Annotated in this window: 13 protein-coding genes and 5 pseudogenes; 5 read left to right on the forward strand and 13 right to left on the reverse strand. The window is 37.5% G+C overall.

The genetic code is table 11. The features are described from left to right. Positions 1–532: 532 nt before the first annotated feature. The gene (locus tag ACFILZ_RS03000; RefSeq protein ID WP_375610338.1) at positions 533–2,323 is read right to left on the reverse strand and encodes an ABC transporter transmembrane domain-containing protein; all 1,791 of its coding nucleotides are present in this window, start codon (positions 2,321–2,323) and stop codon (positions 533–535) included. 189 nt (positions 2,324–2,512) lie between these two features. Between ACFILZ_RS03000 and rpmE the strand changes: the two genes are divergently transcribed. Continuing rightward, entirely contained in the window at positions 2,513–2,734 is a 222-nt protein-coding gene (rpmE, locus tag ACFILZ_RS03005) for a 50S ribosomal protein L31 (RefSeq protein WP_005774581.1), read from the forward strand. 475 nt (positions 2,735–3,209) lie between these two features. Here rpmE and ACFILZ_RS03010 read toward each other — a convergent pair. Then, a pseudogene (locus tag ACFILZ_RS03010) lies at positions 3,210–3,526 on the reverse strand (integrase arm-type DNA-binding domain-containing protein); the annotation flags it as partial. Between the two features lie 172 nt (positions 3,527–3,698). On the opposite strand from ACFILZ_RS03010, the pseudogene ACFILZ_RS03015 reads away from it, so the two are divergent. From ACFILZ_RS03015 to ACFILZ_RS03030, 4 genes and pseudogenes are all read left to right on the forward strand, one after another. Further along, positions 3,699–3,946: pseudogene (locus tag ACFILZ_RS03015) on the forward strand (ABC transporter); the annotation flags it as partial. A gap of 362 nt (positions 3,947–4,308) precedes the next feature. Continuing rightward, positions 4,309–4,464: a hypothetical protein gene (locus ACFILZ_RS03020; RefSeq protein WP_375682333.1), complete on the forward strand. Its 156-nt coding sequence runs from the start codon at positions 4,309–4,311 to the stop codon at positions 4,462–4,464. A 427-nt stretch (positions 4,465–4,891) separates the two neighbouring features. Next, positions 4,892–5,044, forward strand: a complete 153-nt coding sequence (locus ACFILZ_RS03025; RefSeq protein ID WP_375682334.1) for a hypothetical protein — start codon at positions 4,892–4,894, stop codon at positions 5,042–5,044. 76 nt (positions 5,045–5,120) lie between these two features. Next, complete coding sequence (locus ACFILZ_RS03030) at positions 5,121–6,365, forward strand: hypothetical protein (RefSeq protein ID WP_375682335.1); 1,245 nt, start codon at positions 5,121–5,123, stop codon at positions 6,363–6,365. A 377-nt stretch (positions 6,366–6,742) separates the two neighbouring features. Here the strand turns inward: ACFILZ_RS03030 and ACFILZ_RS03035 are convergent, their stop codons facing one another. From ACFILZ_RS03035 to ACFILZ_RS03085, 11 genes and pseudogenes are all read right to left on the reverse strand, one after another. Then, positions 6,743–7,309, reverse strand: a complete 567-nt coding sequence (locus ACFILZ_RS03035) for an inositol monophosphatase family protein (RefSeq protein ID WP_375610287.1) — start codon at positions 7,307–7,309, stop codon at positions 6,743–6,745. Between the two features lie 103 nt (positions 7,310–7,412). Continuing rightward, positions 7,413–8,204: an inositol monophosphatase family protein gene (locus ACFILZ_RS03040; protein ID WP_375608419.1), complete on the reverse strand. Its 792-nt coding sequence runs from the start codon at positions 8,202–8,204 to the stop codon at positions 7,413–7,415. A gap of 11 nt (positions 8,205–8,215) precedes the next feature. Beyond that, entirely contained in the window at positions 8,216–8,791 is a 576-nt protein-coding gene (gene efp, locus ACFILZ_RS03045) for an elongation factor P (RefSeq protein WP_375606557.1), read from the reverse strand. Between the two features lie 479 nt (positions 8,792–9,270). After that, positions 9,271–9,621: pseudogene (locus ACFILZ_RS03050) on the reverse strand (helix-turn-helix domain-containing protein). Further along, positions 9,582–9,764 carry a hypothetical protein gene (locus tag ACFILZ_RS03055; protein WP_375606555.1) on the reverse strand — a complete coding sequence of 61 codons (183 nt, stop codon included), beginning with the start codon at positions 9,762–9,764 and terminating at the stop codon, positions 9,582–9,584. The pseudogene ACFILZ_RS03050 and the gene ACFILZ_RS03055 overlap by 40 nt, the downstream one beginning before the upstream one ends. 196 nt (positions 9,765–9,960) lie before the next feature. Beyond that, the gene (locus ACFILZ_RS03060) at positions 9,961–10,359 is read right to left on the reverse strand and encodes a hypothetical protein (RefSeq protein WP_375610286.1); all 399 of its coding nucleotides are present in this window, start codon (positions 10,357–10,359) and stop codon (positions 9,961–9,963) included. A 627-nt stretch (positions 10,360–10,986) separates the two neighbouring features. Beyond that, positions 10,987–11,355: a helix-turn-helix domain-containing protein gene (locus ACFILZ_RS03065; RefSeq protein ID WP_375610285.1), complete on the reverse strand. Its 369-nt coding sequence runs from the start codon at positions 11,353–11,355 to the stop codon at positions 10,987–10,989. A 604-nt stretch (positions 11,356–11,959) separates the two neighbouring features. Further along, positions 11,960–13,003 (reverse strand): tetratricopeptide repeat protein, encoded by a 1,044-nt coding sequence (locus ACFILZ_RS03070; protein ID WP_375610284.1) that lies wholly within the window; start codon positions 13,001–13,003, stop codon positions 11,960–11,962. 1,291 nt (positions 13,004–14,294) lie between these two features. Continuing rightward, positions 14,295–14,693 (reverse strand): hypothetical protein, encoded by a 399-nt coding sequence (locus ACFILZ_RS03075; RefSeq protein ID WP_375610283.1) that lies wholly within the window; start codon positions 14,691–14,693, stop codon positions 14,295–14,297. Positions 14,694–15,313: 620 nt separating this feature from the next. Beyond that, positions 15,314–15,681: pseudogene (locus ACFILZ_RS03080) on the reverse strand (helix-turn-helix domain-containing protein). 82 nt (positions 15,682–15,763) lie between these two features. Continuing rightward, a pseudogene (locus ACFILZ_RS03085) lies at positions 15,764–15,994 on the reverse strand (hypothetical protein); the annotation flags it as partial.

Below are 15,994 nucleotides of genomic sequence, written 5' to 3' on the forward strand. Positions count from 1 at the left end.
ATCTTTGCCAGCGTATATTCTTTTGTCAGCGCTCCAATGTTGTGACAGTTCTTGGAACTTAAAGGGGCAAGAGAGGTTCTTGCTCCTTTCTTGTACAGTTTCACTCCACACACCAACCCCACTTGTGATGTGCAAGCAAAAGATTTTGTTTGATTCACTATGAGAGTTTAGCATAAGAAAATCCTATGGTATTAGGATTTCTCACGAAAAATAATAAATTATCTTTATAATAAACAACATGACGGTTTTATTATGAAGAGAGTTCTTTATACACCTTAATCATAGAGATTAACTTGGCATCGTTTTATATTCTGTACATAGAAGCGTTTTTATAAAAATGATCTACCTTATGCAGAAAAAAGAACAACCTGTAATTCAAAAAGAAACTGCCTCAATTCTTGCTCCTCTTTTTCATCTTAATTCTTATCCCTCTTTTTTCCATGAGCCCTTAAATTAATAATCCTCTGCCTGTAAAGCGCGGTATTCACGCCCAAGTACTGCTGCCCAAGTACTGCTCTTGTATCAAGATCACTCACTCAGGTGAAAATTGCAATTTTGCGAGATAGGCATAAACGCCATTTTTTGCCACAAGTTCGGCATGCGTTCCTTCTTCCACAAGGGCGCCTTTATCCATAACAAGAATGCGATCTGCTTTTAAAATTGTTGCCAAACGATGCGCAATGACCAATGTTGTGCGGTTTTGCATCAATCCTTCTAAAGCGTCTTGCACCAACTTTTCACTGTTTGCATCCAAAGCCGATGTTGCTTCATCAAGCAGCAAGAGAGGTGCATTTCTTAAAATTGCCCGCGCAATACCAATGCGTTGTTTTTGCCCCCCAGAAAGCATGGTACCGCGTTCTCCTACTTGCGTATCCAAGCCATCTGGTAAAGCTTGAATAAATTCAAGTGCATTAGCCGCTTTAGCAGCAGCAAGGATTTCCTCTTCATGGGTATTTTCAGTTCCAAAAATAATATTATCGCGCAATGTTCCATCAAAAATGGCGACATCTTGTGGAACATAGGAAATTGCACTGCGTAAATCTTGTAAAGAAAGGCGATTAATTTCCATGCCATCCAACCGAATTGTTCCACTTATTGGATCATAAAAACGAAGGATCAAAGAAAAAATGCTGCTTTTTCCTGCTCCAGAAGCCCCAACAAAAGCAACCGTTTCGCCTGCTTTTACAGAAAATGAAAGCGAGCGTAAAACCTTCTCTTGTGGTCTAGAGGGATAGGTAAAATCAACTTGATCAAAAACAAGTTCACCTCGAACAGGTTGCGCCAATGATAAAGGATTTTTAGGTGCTACAATAGTAGGTTGTTCTTGTAACAATTCGGCAAGCCGCTCAGCAGCACCTGCTGCTTGGATTAATTCTGCTCCCAATTCCGATAATTGCGCAAAAGTAGAAGCTCCAAAAACCGCATAAAGGACAAATTGCCCTAATGTCCCTCCTGTCATCGTTCCATTCAAAACATCGCGCGATCCGATCCATAAAACAGCAATCACACTGCTAAAAACCAAAAAAATTGCAAACCCCGTAAAAAAGGAGCGCAAGATCACAGAAGCACGTGCTGTTTGAAAAGCACGTTCTATCAATTGTGAAAAACGTATTGTAACGAGTTTTTCAGCGGTAAAAGCTTGCACAGTGCGAATAGCACTTACCTGCTCTGTAGCGACAGCATTAGCATCTGCGAGACGATCTTGCGCCGCGCGGGTACGAGAGCGAACTTTACGTCCAAAGACCACCAAGGGAATGGCCACAATAGGAATAGCAGCCAGAACCAGCAAAGATAATTTAGCATTGGTGATCACCATCATCACGACGGCTCCGATCACGATAATCAGCTGACGCAAAGCGGTAGAGGCGGTAGAGCCCACAGCTAATTTTATTTGTGTGGTATCGGTTAGAAGCCTTGAAACAATCTCTCCTGAATGTGACCGATCAAAAAAAGCAGGAGAGAGTTTCATAATATGGACAAACACATCACGCCGTAAATCGGCAACAATCCGTTCTCCTAAGGTGATAACACAGTAATAACGGGCTGCTGAAGCAAAAGCGAGAAACAAGGCTAAGATAAACAAAATTCCAAAGTAAAAATTGATATGTCCATGGCTTGAAGTAGAAAACCCATGATCAAACATTTGGCGGATAGCCACAGGCAAAGCTAATGTGACAAGAGCAGCAACAGACAAAGCAATAAAGGCAAAGATAAACAACCAACGATAGCGCAAAAGATAAGGAACAAAAATTGCAAGCGAAGAGAATGAAGATTTTTTATGGGAAGATTTCGTAGATTTTTCTGAATGATAATGTAACATTATAAAATTTCGCTCACTCTATTAAATGATTTATAACACTTGATACAATGATGTATCTTGAACACTTGTTTTTTGATGCGTGCTCAGCTATAGAAATAAATACTTTAATCAATGTATCAAAAAGACAAAGGAAGTGCACTTAAAAAAATGAGTAAGTGTTCTTTCATTCTATAAACGCAAAAGGTTTGACGCATGAAAGCGAATATTCATCCCAACTATCACAAAATTACCGTTGTAATGACGGATGGAACCCAATATACGACGCGTTCCACTTGGGGAAAAGAAGGTGATACCCTTAATCTAGATATTGACCCAAGAACGCATCCAGCATGGACAGGTGGCTCCCAAACACTTGTAGACCGTGGTGGTCGTCTTTCTAAGTTCAAAAATCGTTTTGGTAATATTGGCATGTAAAAGCCTCCTTCTTATGAGGTACAAAAATTTTAAACAAAACGATTGCAAACGATGGTTTTTTTATCCTGTCAAAGAGTGCACTTTAAATATTAATTCAAAAACGCATCCGACATAAACAGATGGGTCTTAAACCCTTATAAATCATTGTGGTTGCGTTTTTTAAATTCAAAAATCATTTTGAAATACACGCATACACCTCTTCTCATAGCGTATAAAAATCTCAGATAAAACGATTGCAAACAGTTCATCTTTTTTGAATTGAAAATACCCATGAAGAAGAAATTCTTGCTGCCGCTAAAGCGGACAATGCACTTGAATTTATTCAAGCTTTACCAAACGACTTTGATACGCAAGGAGGAGAACGCAGTACCATGCTTTCTGGAGGGCAAAGACAACGCATTGGTATTGCATAGGCGATTTTAAGAAATGCAGCCCTCTTAACTGCAAGCCAGCACCATCACACACTTTGCCAGCTCAGAGCAATATCTTTTAAATAATGGAGATTGCTTATTGCTTCACACTTTTGTTTATTCCGTTTTTTAATGGGATTTTGTTCCTCACGGAAAACAGAACGCCGTTTTGTTACAATTTCACGGGCTTATTTTAAAGATACATCTCTCAAAGAGCATCCAAGTCCATTTCGCGACGGCATCCATGAATGCTATAACGGTAAAGCTATTGTGCACCTGCATATTTGCGCTTATGAAGAAGCAAGCCAGCACTATCATACACTTTGCCAACTCGTGGATGTTGCGACAGCCCTTAGCACTTGAGACGATTCATGAGAGGCATTTTAAATCTTTTCTTAATAGTTTTTTATTCACGCGGGTTTTCCCCGCTTGGTACATGCAAGAAACATAGTTTTGGTTGATGCAACATGGAACAGATTTGAAATGAGAGAATCCTATGATATTCAGAATTCTCATTCAACATACAAGACAATGAATTATTATTATAAATCAAAGTGTTACTACTTGATGAAACAACATTTTCTTTAGATGCAAACAGTGAAAAGTTGGTGCAAGATGCCTTAGAAGGGTTGATGCAAAATCGTACAACCTTGGTCATTGCCTATCGTTTTGCAACAATTTTAAAAGCGGATCGCATTCTCGTGATGGATAAAGGCTTTCTTGTGGAAGAAGGAACACACAACTCATTATAAAAAATAATGTTTATGCGCATTTGGCTAAACTGCAATTCTCATCTGAGTAAGTGATCTTGATACAAGAGCAGTATCTTTAAGGGCATAAACAGCACTCTTTTCAGACAGGCTTATCAATTTGAAACTCTCATGGAAAAAAGAAAGGCAAGCTTTAAGGTGTTTTTCTTTTTTAACGAGCTGTTCTTTTTTCTGCCTGAGATGAAGCATTTTTATAAAAATACTTCATTTGTGTACAGAATATAAAATAATATCCAGTTAAATCGCTATGGACTATTAAGATGTGCAAGGAGTTCTCTTCATAACAGCACTGTCACGTTGATTTATAATGATAACACATTGTTTTTCATGAGAGATCATGAATACCATAGGATTTTCGTATTTCAAATTTGGTTATGTTGAATCAGTTAAAACCATGTCTCTTGCATATACCAAACAGGGAAGATTGCGTGAGGTAAACACTTTAGAAAGAATAAGTCCTCTTCATGAAGCGTCTCAAGTTTTATGGGCTGTAGTAACATTAGGGGTTAGGAGAGTGTATGATGATGCCGATTTACTAAAAAAGAGCTGATAAATGAGCAGAGAGACACTTTTTATCAATTTTACAAAACAAGGTGAGCACGCAGCCATGTTTTGCTGTGTTAGGCGTTTGAGTACTTTGAACCAATATTATGGGAGTGCATTTTAAGAATTGTAAGGCTTTTCTTTAAAGTGCATAAAGCATAAGAGCAATACAATTAAATACAAATTGTTTTATTTTACCAATAAAAATATCTATATTTTGTGTATTATTTTTATTAAAATATAATATGTAGTTATTTTCAAATCAGATATATACATATTGATACAATATCGAGGGATCGATAAAAGAGCTGCGTTAAATGTTGGTGAGAATAAAAGAGAGCAAGAATGGAAGAAGACATAAAATTGGCAATAGCTTTCAGAATAGCTACAATTAAGGTCATGTGGAAATGGGGGAAAAAATATGGGAGTGTAAGATGCGGTGTTATGATTTTCTGCATCATATTGATGGGAAGGTGGTGGTATTTGGGATACTCAGTGGATTTTTTGTTCGGTTTGGCAATGATAGTGTGTTGTGGGGGAAGCTTAATGCTTGCATTGGCAATTTATCAGAACAAGCATTTAACTAAACAACTTGAGCAAAAAGAGCAAGAGTGCGCTGGACATAAAGATATTATTGCACAAAGGGAACAGAAGTGTCTTCAATTGACTGAACAACTTGAGCGAAAAGAGCAAGAGTGCGCTGGATATAGAGATATTATTGCACAAGAGGAACAGAAGTGTCTTCAATTGACTGAACAACTTGAGCGAAAAGAGCAAGAGTGCGCTGAACATAAATATATTATTGTACAAGGGGAACAAAGGCTTTTTGCAAAAACTCAAAAAATATCGCAGGAATGGTTGAAACAATGGGATGAGGGAGTAAGGTTATGGGAAAGAGACGCACTGGGGATAAAAAATCCTAGGGAAGATATGAAATTCAGTGGAGATCGGCTTCCATTGGTAAAGGATATTTGTGTTCGAGGGGATCACAAAGTGCGTTTCTTGTACAAGCAAGCACTTGGAAAAAAACTTACTGATGAACATTACAAAAAAATATGTAGTCTCTTGGATACCTCGTATTTTAGGAAATTTTTTTTAAAAGCAGTGCGATTAATGAGCAAGAACGGAATAACTCTGCAAAAGTTTGTAGATCCTCTTACGAACAAAAAACGGAGTCAACCTACGATGTTATTACTTCATTGGTGGTTATATGTTCTTGATGATATGATTATAGCTGAATGCAAACAGCACCAAAAGGAAAACTTTACAGGGGAGGATGAAAAGAAAAAATTTACAGATACTTTGTGGGACAACATATCTATGAGTACAGAACACAAAGAGATAGAGAAAATGCTAAACCTTTCGGAATCTTGGTCTGGTGAGTGTACTTTATTATTATATTGTAAAAAGAATGTGTTGTCGTTGTTGTGTGATATTTCCAGTGATTATAAGGCGGCAAGAGAAACTTTCATTTACTATAAGAAGCTTATTAAAACAGTGAAAAAGGGCTATGTTGCTTTTGATAATGGTTGCCATTCTGTCACAGTTAGAGATGTAATCAATACTTGTAAAGAGAATGACACAAATAGAGCAAAAAATCTTTCCATTGTTGAAGGGAATCCAACATTTGAAGAAGCTTACAAATTAGGCGTTAAAGAGTGGATGAAATCATCAAATGAGACATGTGATAACCGATTGATCTTTTGGAAGAAGCTTGTTGAGGAAAAAAAGTTAAAAGAAAAATTAAAAATTATCTTTGGAGATGAGAAGGTAAAGGCGCTGAAAGAGGCTGTTGAAAAAGATAAAGAGCAGCTTGCAAGTGAAATGCAGAAAGCAATTTTGGAAAACAAAGATTCTCATTATTATAAATGTCGTCAGCAGTTGATAAACTATTTGCAAAACGGTTGAATAAGGGGGGATAAATCGGTGGTTTTTCTGAAATCTCTGCTATTATGCAGTGGTGGAAAAGAGTGAAAACTCTTAAGCATATGCGGCAGCTTTTATGAGAGAGGAAAGATTTTTAGATCAATGGATGGCGCACTGTAAAGAGCATATATTGAGGAGGAAATGGACTGTGTTTTTGCCTCAGGTGCGATAATTGCTTTTGTGGGGGCTTATAGCAAGTACATTTTTTGTTCGTGGTGATGTTTTTTGTCACTATCTCATTCGCGAGTTTCTATCGTTTTCTATAAAGAAAATTTAAAACTCTCTCTTCATGTTGTTTTTTAAGATTCTAAGGGTTTTGTAAAAAACTGTAAGAATTAAATGCCTTTTTTGAGGGTTTTTTATAGTTTAATGCGAATGTGTTTATTGCCGGCGATAATATTTTTTTTGCGGAATATATTGTTACCGCCTTCTTTATCGGTGACAAAACCACCGGTTTTGCGAACCATCAGTATTCCAGCAGCCATATCCCAAATTTGCAAGTTATCTTCCCAAAAGCCATCGGTTCTGCCAGAAGCAACATAAGCTAAATCAAGAGCAGCAGCGCCAAAACGGCGCAATCCAGCAACTTCCATCATCACATTACGTAATTCAATAAGATAGGTTCCATGATTTGGGCGACCAAAATGAGGCATGCCTGTGGCAATAACACAATCTTCTAGTCTGCGTCGAGCAGAAACGCGACAGCGCCGGTCGTTAAAAAAAGCACCACACCCACGTTCTGCGGTGAAGAGTTCATCACTCACGGGATTGTAAATGACACCAGCAACGATTTTTCCTTGGCTTTCTAAAGCAATGGAAACAGCAAAAAAAGGAATGCCATGGAGAAAATTTGTAGTACCATCTAAAGGATCAACAATAAAACGATGTTGTGAATCTTCTCCAATGATTTCCTCAGACTCTTCCATCAGAAAACCAAATTTGGGGTGTGCTTTGCTTCATTCATTGATAATATTGTTTCCGCTTTGCGATCTGCTTGGCTGAGGTAATCTGTTGGATTTTCTTTAAGGCTTAAATGCCTTTTTTGAGAACTCTTTCTAATTTTAGGCGAATGTGTTCATTGCCGGCAATGATATTTTTTTTGCGGAATATATTGTTGCCGCCTTCTTTATCAGTGACAAAACCACCGGCTTCACGAACCATCAGTATTCCAGCAGCCATATCCCAAATTTGCAAGTTATCTTCCCAAAAGCCATCGGTTCGGCCAGAAGCAACATAAGCTAAATCAAGAGCAGCAGCACCAAAACGGCGCAATCCAGCAACTTCCATCATCACATTACGTAATTCAATAAGATAGGTTCCATGATTTGGGCGACCAAAATGAGGCATGCCTGTGGCAATAACACAATCTTCTAGTCTGCGTCGAGCAGAAACGCGACAGCGCCGGTCGTTAAAAAAAGCACCACACCCACGTTCTGCGGTGAAGAGTTCATCACTCACGGGATTGTAAATGACACCAGCAACGATTTTTCCTTGGCTTTCTAAAGCAATGGAAACAGCAAAAAAAGGAATGCCATGGAGAAAATTTGTAGTACCATCTAAAGGATCAACAATAAAACGATGTTGTGAATCTTCTCCAATGATTTCCTCAGACTCTTCCATCAGAAAACCAAATTTGGGGCGTGCTTTGCTTAGTTCATTGAAAATAATTTTTTCCGCTTTGCGATCTGCTTGGCTGACATAATCTGCAGGTCCTTTCAAAGACACTTGCAAATTTTGCACTTCACCGTAATCACGTACCAACGAGCGTCCTGCTTTCATTGCAGCTTGCACCATGACATTCATGACTGCAGAATGGGCCATTGTTTATTCCTTTATTTATCTTTTTCATTTGCACGACGCAAATAAATCAACTCATTGGTGTCTACAATGATACGTTCACCAGCATTCATAAAGGGAGGAACAAGAATCCGAATCCCATTTTCAAGAATAGCGGGTTTATAAGAAGCTGTAACTGTTTGTCCTTTAAGTGCAGGATCGGCTTCAGCAATCGTGACAGCAACCTGATCAGGAAGTGAGATGCCGATAGGCTTTTCTTGATAAAGTTCAACTGTGACAGTCATCCCATCTTGGAGAAAAGCGGCACGTTCACCAACAAAATCCTTTTGGAGTTCAAGTTGTTCATAAGATTCTGAATCCATAAAGACCAAAGCATCCCCTTGTTGATAAAGAAAGGTGAAATCTTTTTGTTCAAGGCGCACGCGTTCAACTGTCTCAGCAGCACGAAATCGTTCATTAAGTTTTGTACCATCAATCAAATTTTTCATTTCAACTTGGTTAAATGCACCACCTTTTCCTGGTTTTACAGCGTTACATTTAACAGCAACCCATAAGCTCCCTTGATGTTCGATCACATTACCAGGACGAATTTCATTGCCATTAATTTTCATCGTTTCTATCCAATTCTATTCTTGCAAAAAGAACTCTCTTGTTGTCTTTATGGCACTTTTCTTTGCTGCCTTTAACAGTCAAGCTCTTTTTTTATTTTCGGGTTTACCCCCCCTTGTTAGCCTTGCGGCTCTCTCCATAATCCTTGTATGCTCTTCATTGTCTTTGCTTATGGGCGTTGCAGAAAAAAGTACAAAAGGACCTTTATGTATTTTTGCTTTTCAGTTCTTTGCAAGACCATAAAAAGTGCTCAGACGCAAGCTTTTTAAAAATTTACACAAACATTTTTTGGGATTTTGGGAAAATTTATCCCGTTGTGTCGTAAAATATCATCATTGATGGCAATGATATAATTGATGGTAATGATATAAGTTCCCTAAAACCATGAGGTGTTTTTAATTAAGAATATGTGATGAATATGTGAATACGGAGTTTGTATGAGTGTCTCATGGGATAGAGCGTGGTGTGTTATCGTATGATGTTAGCTTTCGTTTTGATCAGAGATCCGCTGTAAAATGGCTCTTTGTTTTATCGAGGTTAGAACTCTAAATCTTTTGAGCAGCAGGTATTCTTTTGTACTTGATGCGATTTCATCATGAGAGTACGGGGGCAGTTGTTTTGTTAAGATATCAGCATAGAAAAAGAGAAGTGGAACATTTGAGATAGCGGCAATTTATTTTAAACGCCCTATGCTGACACGATTTAATCCGTTTTCATATTTCTGGATTTGTTGGAAAGTGGCACCTAAATGTTGACCTAATGTTTTTTGAGACATTTTAAGCATTTTTCGTCTCAAACGAATTTTTTTGCCAATGAATTTGCCACTGAAAATGTCGTTATAAGGATTTTTACCAAGACCCTAGAAAATGCTACACGGGATATAGAAAACTCTTCAGCTGCTTCAATCACAGATAGTCCAAGTTTTGCATTTACATCTTCGCGTAACAATTCGCTAGGGTGTGGGGCATTTTTCATTATTTTTAGTATTCTTCTTTTCTTAAATCTTAAAGCTATAATTTACACTATTTTGTATTGTCACAATCTATAATAAAATTTATCCACTCTGGCTAGAATGAGGGTTTTTATTGAGATGCAAATCTCTTTGCCTTTCGCAAGAGCTTTTAAGTCTTTACGTGTAAAATATAGAGAATGTTTACATTAAATAGCGGGTTCATTTGGGCTGAGTACTTATATGAGCACGTAGTTCTCCGTTCACACTATACTGAAAAAGAGACACTATAGTGCTACTATTTAATTTTATTCTATACCTCAAATTCACACCCATGTTTTGTTGCTTTTGAGGTTGATCTGTATAGATCACATTATATCCATTCCGTCGCAACAGATTGATAAATAAAGGAGTAAAGTTGTCTGCTGTATTATTTTTCTTTATAAGAAATGTGGTTGTAGCTGGTGGTAGAGGTCTCTTGATATAGCTAATAAATTTGTTAGCAACTAATTGTGCCTGACGCTTTGTAAGACTTTGATCAACATAATTTGATGAATAATTGCCTACAGATGCGCAACCAGCCACCAACACAACCGGTGACAGCAATAAATATTTTAACATCTTTAATTCCCCTTACTTATTGTTGCTCTTTATTTGCGAAGCTCCTCTTCCAGAAATAAGAGCAACTTTACTTATAGCCATTAACAACATATCGGTATCTAATCAATAGGTTAATTAATCAATGAATAGTGGTTTCAGCTGTAAAGGCTGCTTGAAGTGCTTCTGGTGGCGTATATTTTAATAAACTGCTGCTTTTAGTGATTATGATAAAAAAGCAATTTTTTGCGTTTGCATGTTAAGATCATGTCCTCTATCTATAAAATGATGCGTTAGGTTCTGTTTCAGATCGACCAAAAAAATTTTCAAGCATTGCTTTTTGAGGGCTATCTTTTTTTTAATACGTATGAATGCTTATTCTGTTTTCTGTAAAATACTATCGTTTGAGGTGTGGTGTTTGTAAGGCATCAAATTTTGTACATGTGATGTTTTTATGAGAGTATGTGGTGAATATTTGAGGGAGAGCTTGTCCGGATAATCTTGTGAAATGAACCACATAAAATGGGAAGCTAAAAGAGTTCTGTTCTGAGAAGACGGATTGTTTCCCAACTGGATAGGGAAGGGGCTTCTGTCCTTTGAGGGGTGGGAGGCAAGTTAAGAACAGAGAGTGTAGCGCCCTATATTATGATGTTAAAAGCTTTCATTTTGATCAGAGAGTAATTGTAAAATGGCTTTCTGTTTTATCGAGGTTAGGACTCTAAATTTTTTGAGCAGCAGATATTCCTCTGTACTTGATATAACTTCATCATAAGGGTACGGAGGCTGTTGTTCTGTTAAGATATCTGCATAGAAAAAGACAAGTGGAACATTTAAGATATCGGCAATTTCTTTTAAACGCCCTGCGCTGACACGATTTAAGCCGTTTTCATATTTCTGGATTTGTTGGAAAGTAACACCTAAATGTTGACCTAATGTTTTTTGAGACATTTTTAGCATTTTTCGTCTCAAACGAATTTTTTTGCCAATGAAAATGTCGTTATCAAGATTTTTGGCTCGCATTTTAAAGCCCCCGCCGGTTGCGAGCGCCCTCGCGTTGGTATTCCGGGAGTCTAAAAACACTGACCTCGAATCAGCATTTTGCTTTTAGTGCTTAAAGCACCTGGACATAGCAAAATCTCCCGGAATTCCGGGATACCCGCAAAGCGGGGTAAATTTATGTACGAGGTTTCGGGTTTTTAGAGCCCTATTGGTCGTTGCGTATGCGACCAAAACACCTTTCAATATGTAAAGTAATTTCGGAGGCTTGGCAATAAAAAATAGTTTTTTAATGAGAGTTGGCGTGTTTTTCATCCAAGCAAAAAGAATGAAAAAATAGAGCTTGCGGAATTTTCGGGATAGCCTAGCTCTTTTGCTTATTGGATATTGTTTGCTTAAGCAAATGATACCAGTGCGTTTTCTTTACCAATGAAAATGTCATTATCAAGATTTTTGGCTCGCATTTTAAAGCCCCTCCGAGTGCGAGCGCCCTCGCGTTGGTATTCCGGGAGCTTGAAAATACTGAATCCGAATCAGCCTTTTTGCTTTTAGTGCTTAAAGCACCTGGACAGAGCAAAATCTCCCGGAATTTCTATAAATTTTATCTTTTTGAAGCAGAGAGGAGTATTTAAAAAACAGGAAGGAGCTTTATTGCTTCTTTGTGCGCTTTTTCTAGTTGTGTTTTGTCCATGCCTTGGAGCATTATTTCAAGATCAGGGGCTTGCATTTTTGCCTCCTTTGCGAGCATATACCATGCTGCTGCCATGATTATATCGCCTTTTGTTCCTGTGCCATCTCGATAAAGTCTTGCAAGGGAAATTTGTGCCGGCGCAATCATGTTGACGGCATTTCTTTGAAGTAAATGAAAAGCACGGTGAAAATCTGTTTCTCCTCCACGTCCCTGTACAAGCCATTGCGCTAAAAGAAGTTGAGCTTCTAAGTGGTTGTTTTGAGCCGCTACCTCCATGAGCTTACGGGCATTACGATCATCCTTTGGTCGATTTAATGTGCCTAAAGACAGAATTTTGGCAGCAGAAACAGCAGCTTCAGCATCCCCAAGAGCAGCACCTTTTAAGTACCATTTTAAGGCTTGCTCTATTGCTTCATTTTCACGACTTTGGGAAGAAACACCAGGGAGAGCTTGTTTTTCACGTGAGGCTTTATAAAGAAGCAGTTGTCCATAATAAAAATAGGCTTCCTTGACGCCTGCATTGACAGCTTTTCGAATAAACTGTTCACCAAGATCTTGATTTTGTTTCATAAAATGACCATCAAACAACATAAGCCCATAGCGTAATTGTGCTTGAGGTTCCCCCTGTTTTGCTGCACGCTCAAACCATAAAGCCGCACGCGCACCATCAACAGGAACAGCGCATCCTTCCATATAAATTCGGGCAAGAAGAGTTTGTGCAAAAGGATCATTTTTTTCAGCACGTCGGAGTGCTTCACGAAAAGCTTTTAAATAATAACCTTGGATGTAATAGTCATAGGCTTGGTCATAATCTCCAGCTTTTAAAGGCTGAAAAGGTTCTTGTGTGTTTGACGCATCTTGAACCGTATTGAAAGAACGTTCAAAACTTGAGAATTCTTCAGTATTTCCAGAAGAATTTACAACAGAATTTGCAAGCCCAATCATTCCTAAGATAAGCAGCTTAACGCTTCTCTTGATCATGGTGTTTTCTCCTCATTACCGAACAGAATTTTCACATTTTTCTTTCATCATATCAAGTATGAGCAAAGAATTATCTTGCGTAAAAATACTTATCTTCAAGGACATAAATTTATATTGCGGTTTTCTCTCCCGCATTAAAGTTGTAAAAGGCTGAAAAATCGCTCCCCATTTGAACAACAGCAAAAATTTCCATAGATCTCTGTCCACCACCTTGCTCATTGGAGATTACGAGGGTGAGAGTGTGGCTTTTTATCAGCTTTGTTACAATGACTTATTAAGTGAGAGGTTGTATATCTTGTTTTTGCCTAAAACACTGTTGTTTAGGACAGTGATATAAGGCGTAGTAAATTTACTATATCAAGTGTTTTTGGTGAGTGTGATAAATCTTCAAGGTGCTTATCCATAAAACCCTATGAAGTGAACCGCATAAGGGATCAAGCAATGAAAACTAGTCCTAAGAGACGCTGAACTTTTTACAGATCGGCAACTGTAGGAGCTTTTTTCCTTTGAGGAGTGAAAGGCAAGTATGTGCATACCATTGTTTATGAGAAAAACGACGATTTAGCATCCATTTTAAAAGTTTAAAAGCCCAATGGCTTTTTCAAGTTTAACGGAGGATATTTTTAAAGTGCTCCAATAACAGCTATAATTTTCTTTACACAAGCGCAAAGCATTGCAATAGCTGTTGTAAACTCCGTTCGTTCATCATAGCACCATAACAATTAGCAATGAAAACCACAAAACCTCCGAATTGTGGTATGCTAGAATTATGGTACACTAAATGAGAAGCAAAAAACGTTAAAAATATCCTATTTCTACAAAATTTCTTTTGAATAAACCACCGTGGATAAATTACATTGGAAACTATCCATTTTTTATTACTATGATATTTTAAAAGGTTCTTCTATTAGTGCAGTTGGACAGTGTTTTTTGCCATTGTCTTTCCTTTTATTTTTAAAAAACTCATTTTTTGCAAACAGCGGACTATTCAACTGCTTGAATCACTAAATAAACCAAGTTTTGCATTTACATCTTCGCACAATAATTCACTAGAGTGTGGAGGATTTTTCATTATTTTTTTAATACTCTTCTTTCCCTTATACTCAAACCTAAAGTCATAACTTATTTTCTCGTACGTATTATTTCTCATATCGTGATGAAATACAGAAAAATTTGTTCATTCTGGCTAAAAAACAAGAGTTTTTATTGAGGTGCAAATCTCTTTTCTTTAACAAGCGCTTTTAAGTCTTTACGTCTAAAATAGAGAGAACGTCCACATAAAATAGCGGGTTCATTTGGGCTGAGTACTTATATGAGCACGTGGCTCTCCATTCACGTTATACTGAAGAAGAGACACTATCGTGCTACTATTTAATCTTATTCTATACCTCAAATTCACACCCATGTTTTGTTGCTTTTGAGGTTGATCTGTATAGATCACATTATATCCATTCCGTCGCAACAGATTGATAAATAAAGGAGTAAAGTTGTCTGCTGTATTATTTTTCTTTATAAGAAGTGTGGTTGTAGCTGGTGGTAGAGGTCTCTTGATATCGCTAATAAATTTGTTAGCGACTAATTGTGCCTGACGCTTCGTAAGACTTTGATCAACATAATTTGATGAATAACTCCCTACAGATGCGCAACCCGCCACCAACACAACAGGTGACAGCAATAAATATTTTAACATCTTAATTCCCCTTATTTATTATTGCTCTTTTTTGCGAAGCTTCTACACCAGAAATAAGAGCAACTTTGCTTATAATTTTACTAGCAACATGTTAGTTTCCAATCAAGCGGTAATTAAAAAATTAATAATGGTTCCAGCCTTAATTTCAAGGCTTCTTGCAGTGCCTCTTTTAAATAAACTTTTGCTTTTAGTGATTGCGATAAAAAAGCAATCTTTTGCATCTACATGTTAAGATTACATCCTTCATCATCCTTATAAAATGATGCGTACACTGCTCCAGATCAACCAAATAAATTTTCAAGCATTGCTTTTGAGGGGCGCTTTTTGAAAAATACGCATGAGTGCTTATCCTGTTGTACTGTAAAATGCTATTGTTTGAGGTGTGGTGCTGTAAGGTGTAAAATTTACCATATAGTGTTTTTATAAGAGTATGTGGTAAATCTTTAAAAGAGGGCTTGTCCATACAATCTTGTGAAACGAACCATATGAAATGGGAAGCTAAGAAGAAGCAGTTCTTGAGAAACAGGATTGTTTACCAACCGGATAGGAAAGGGATTTTTGTCCTTTGAGGTGTGGGAGGCAAATTAAGAACAGAGAGTATAGTGCTCTGTATCATGATGTTAAAAGTTCTCATTCCGATCAGCGAGTAACTGTAAAATGGCTTTCTGTTTTATCGAGGTTAGAACTCTAAATCTTTTGAGTAGCAGATATTCTTCTGTGCTTGATGCGATTTCATCATGAAGGTATGGGGGCTGTTGTTTTGTTAAGATATCCGCATAAAAAAGGAAAGAGGAACATTTAAGATATCAGAAATTTTCTTTAATCGCCCTGCGCTGACACGATTTAAGCCTTTTTCATATTTTTGAATTTGTTGGAAAGTGACACCTAAAGCGTGTCCTAAAGTTGTTTGAGACATTTTTAGCATTTTTCGTCTCAAACGAATTTTTTTGCCAATAAAAAGATCAATATTAAGATTTTGAGATTGCATTTTTCCCCGCCGGTTGCGAGCGCCCTCGCATGAGTATTCCGGGAGCTTGAAAGTACTGAAATCTAATCAGCTTTTTTTGCTTTTAGTGCTTAAAACACCTGGACATAGCAAAAACTCCCGGAATTCCGGGATACCCACAAAGTGGGGTAAATTCATGTTTAGATTTTCGGGCTTTCAAGACCCTCTTGGTCGTTGCGTATGCGACCAAAACATCTTTTAATTCATAAAGTAATTTAAGGAAATTTACAATAAAAATTAAAATAGTGTCTCTTAACGTGTCGTTTCTTAAAATAAAGGGGCAGCATGTTTTGCC

The organism is Bartonella sp. AP40SXNS (assembly GCF_042195825.1).
Taxonomy (GTDB): Bacteria; Pseudomonadota; Alphaproteobacteria; order Rhizobiales; family Rhizobiaceae; genus Bartonella.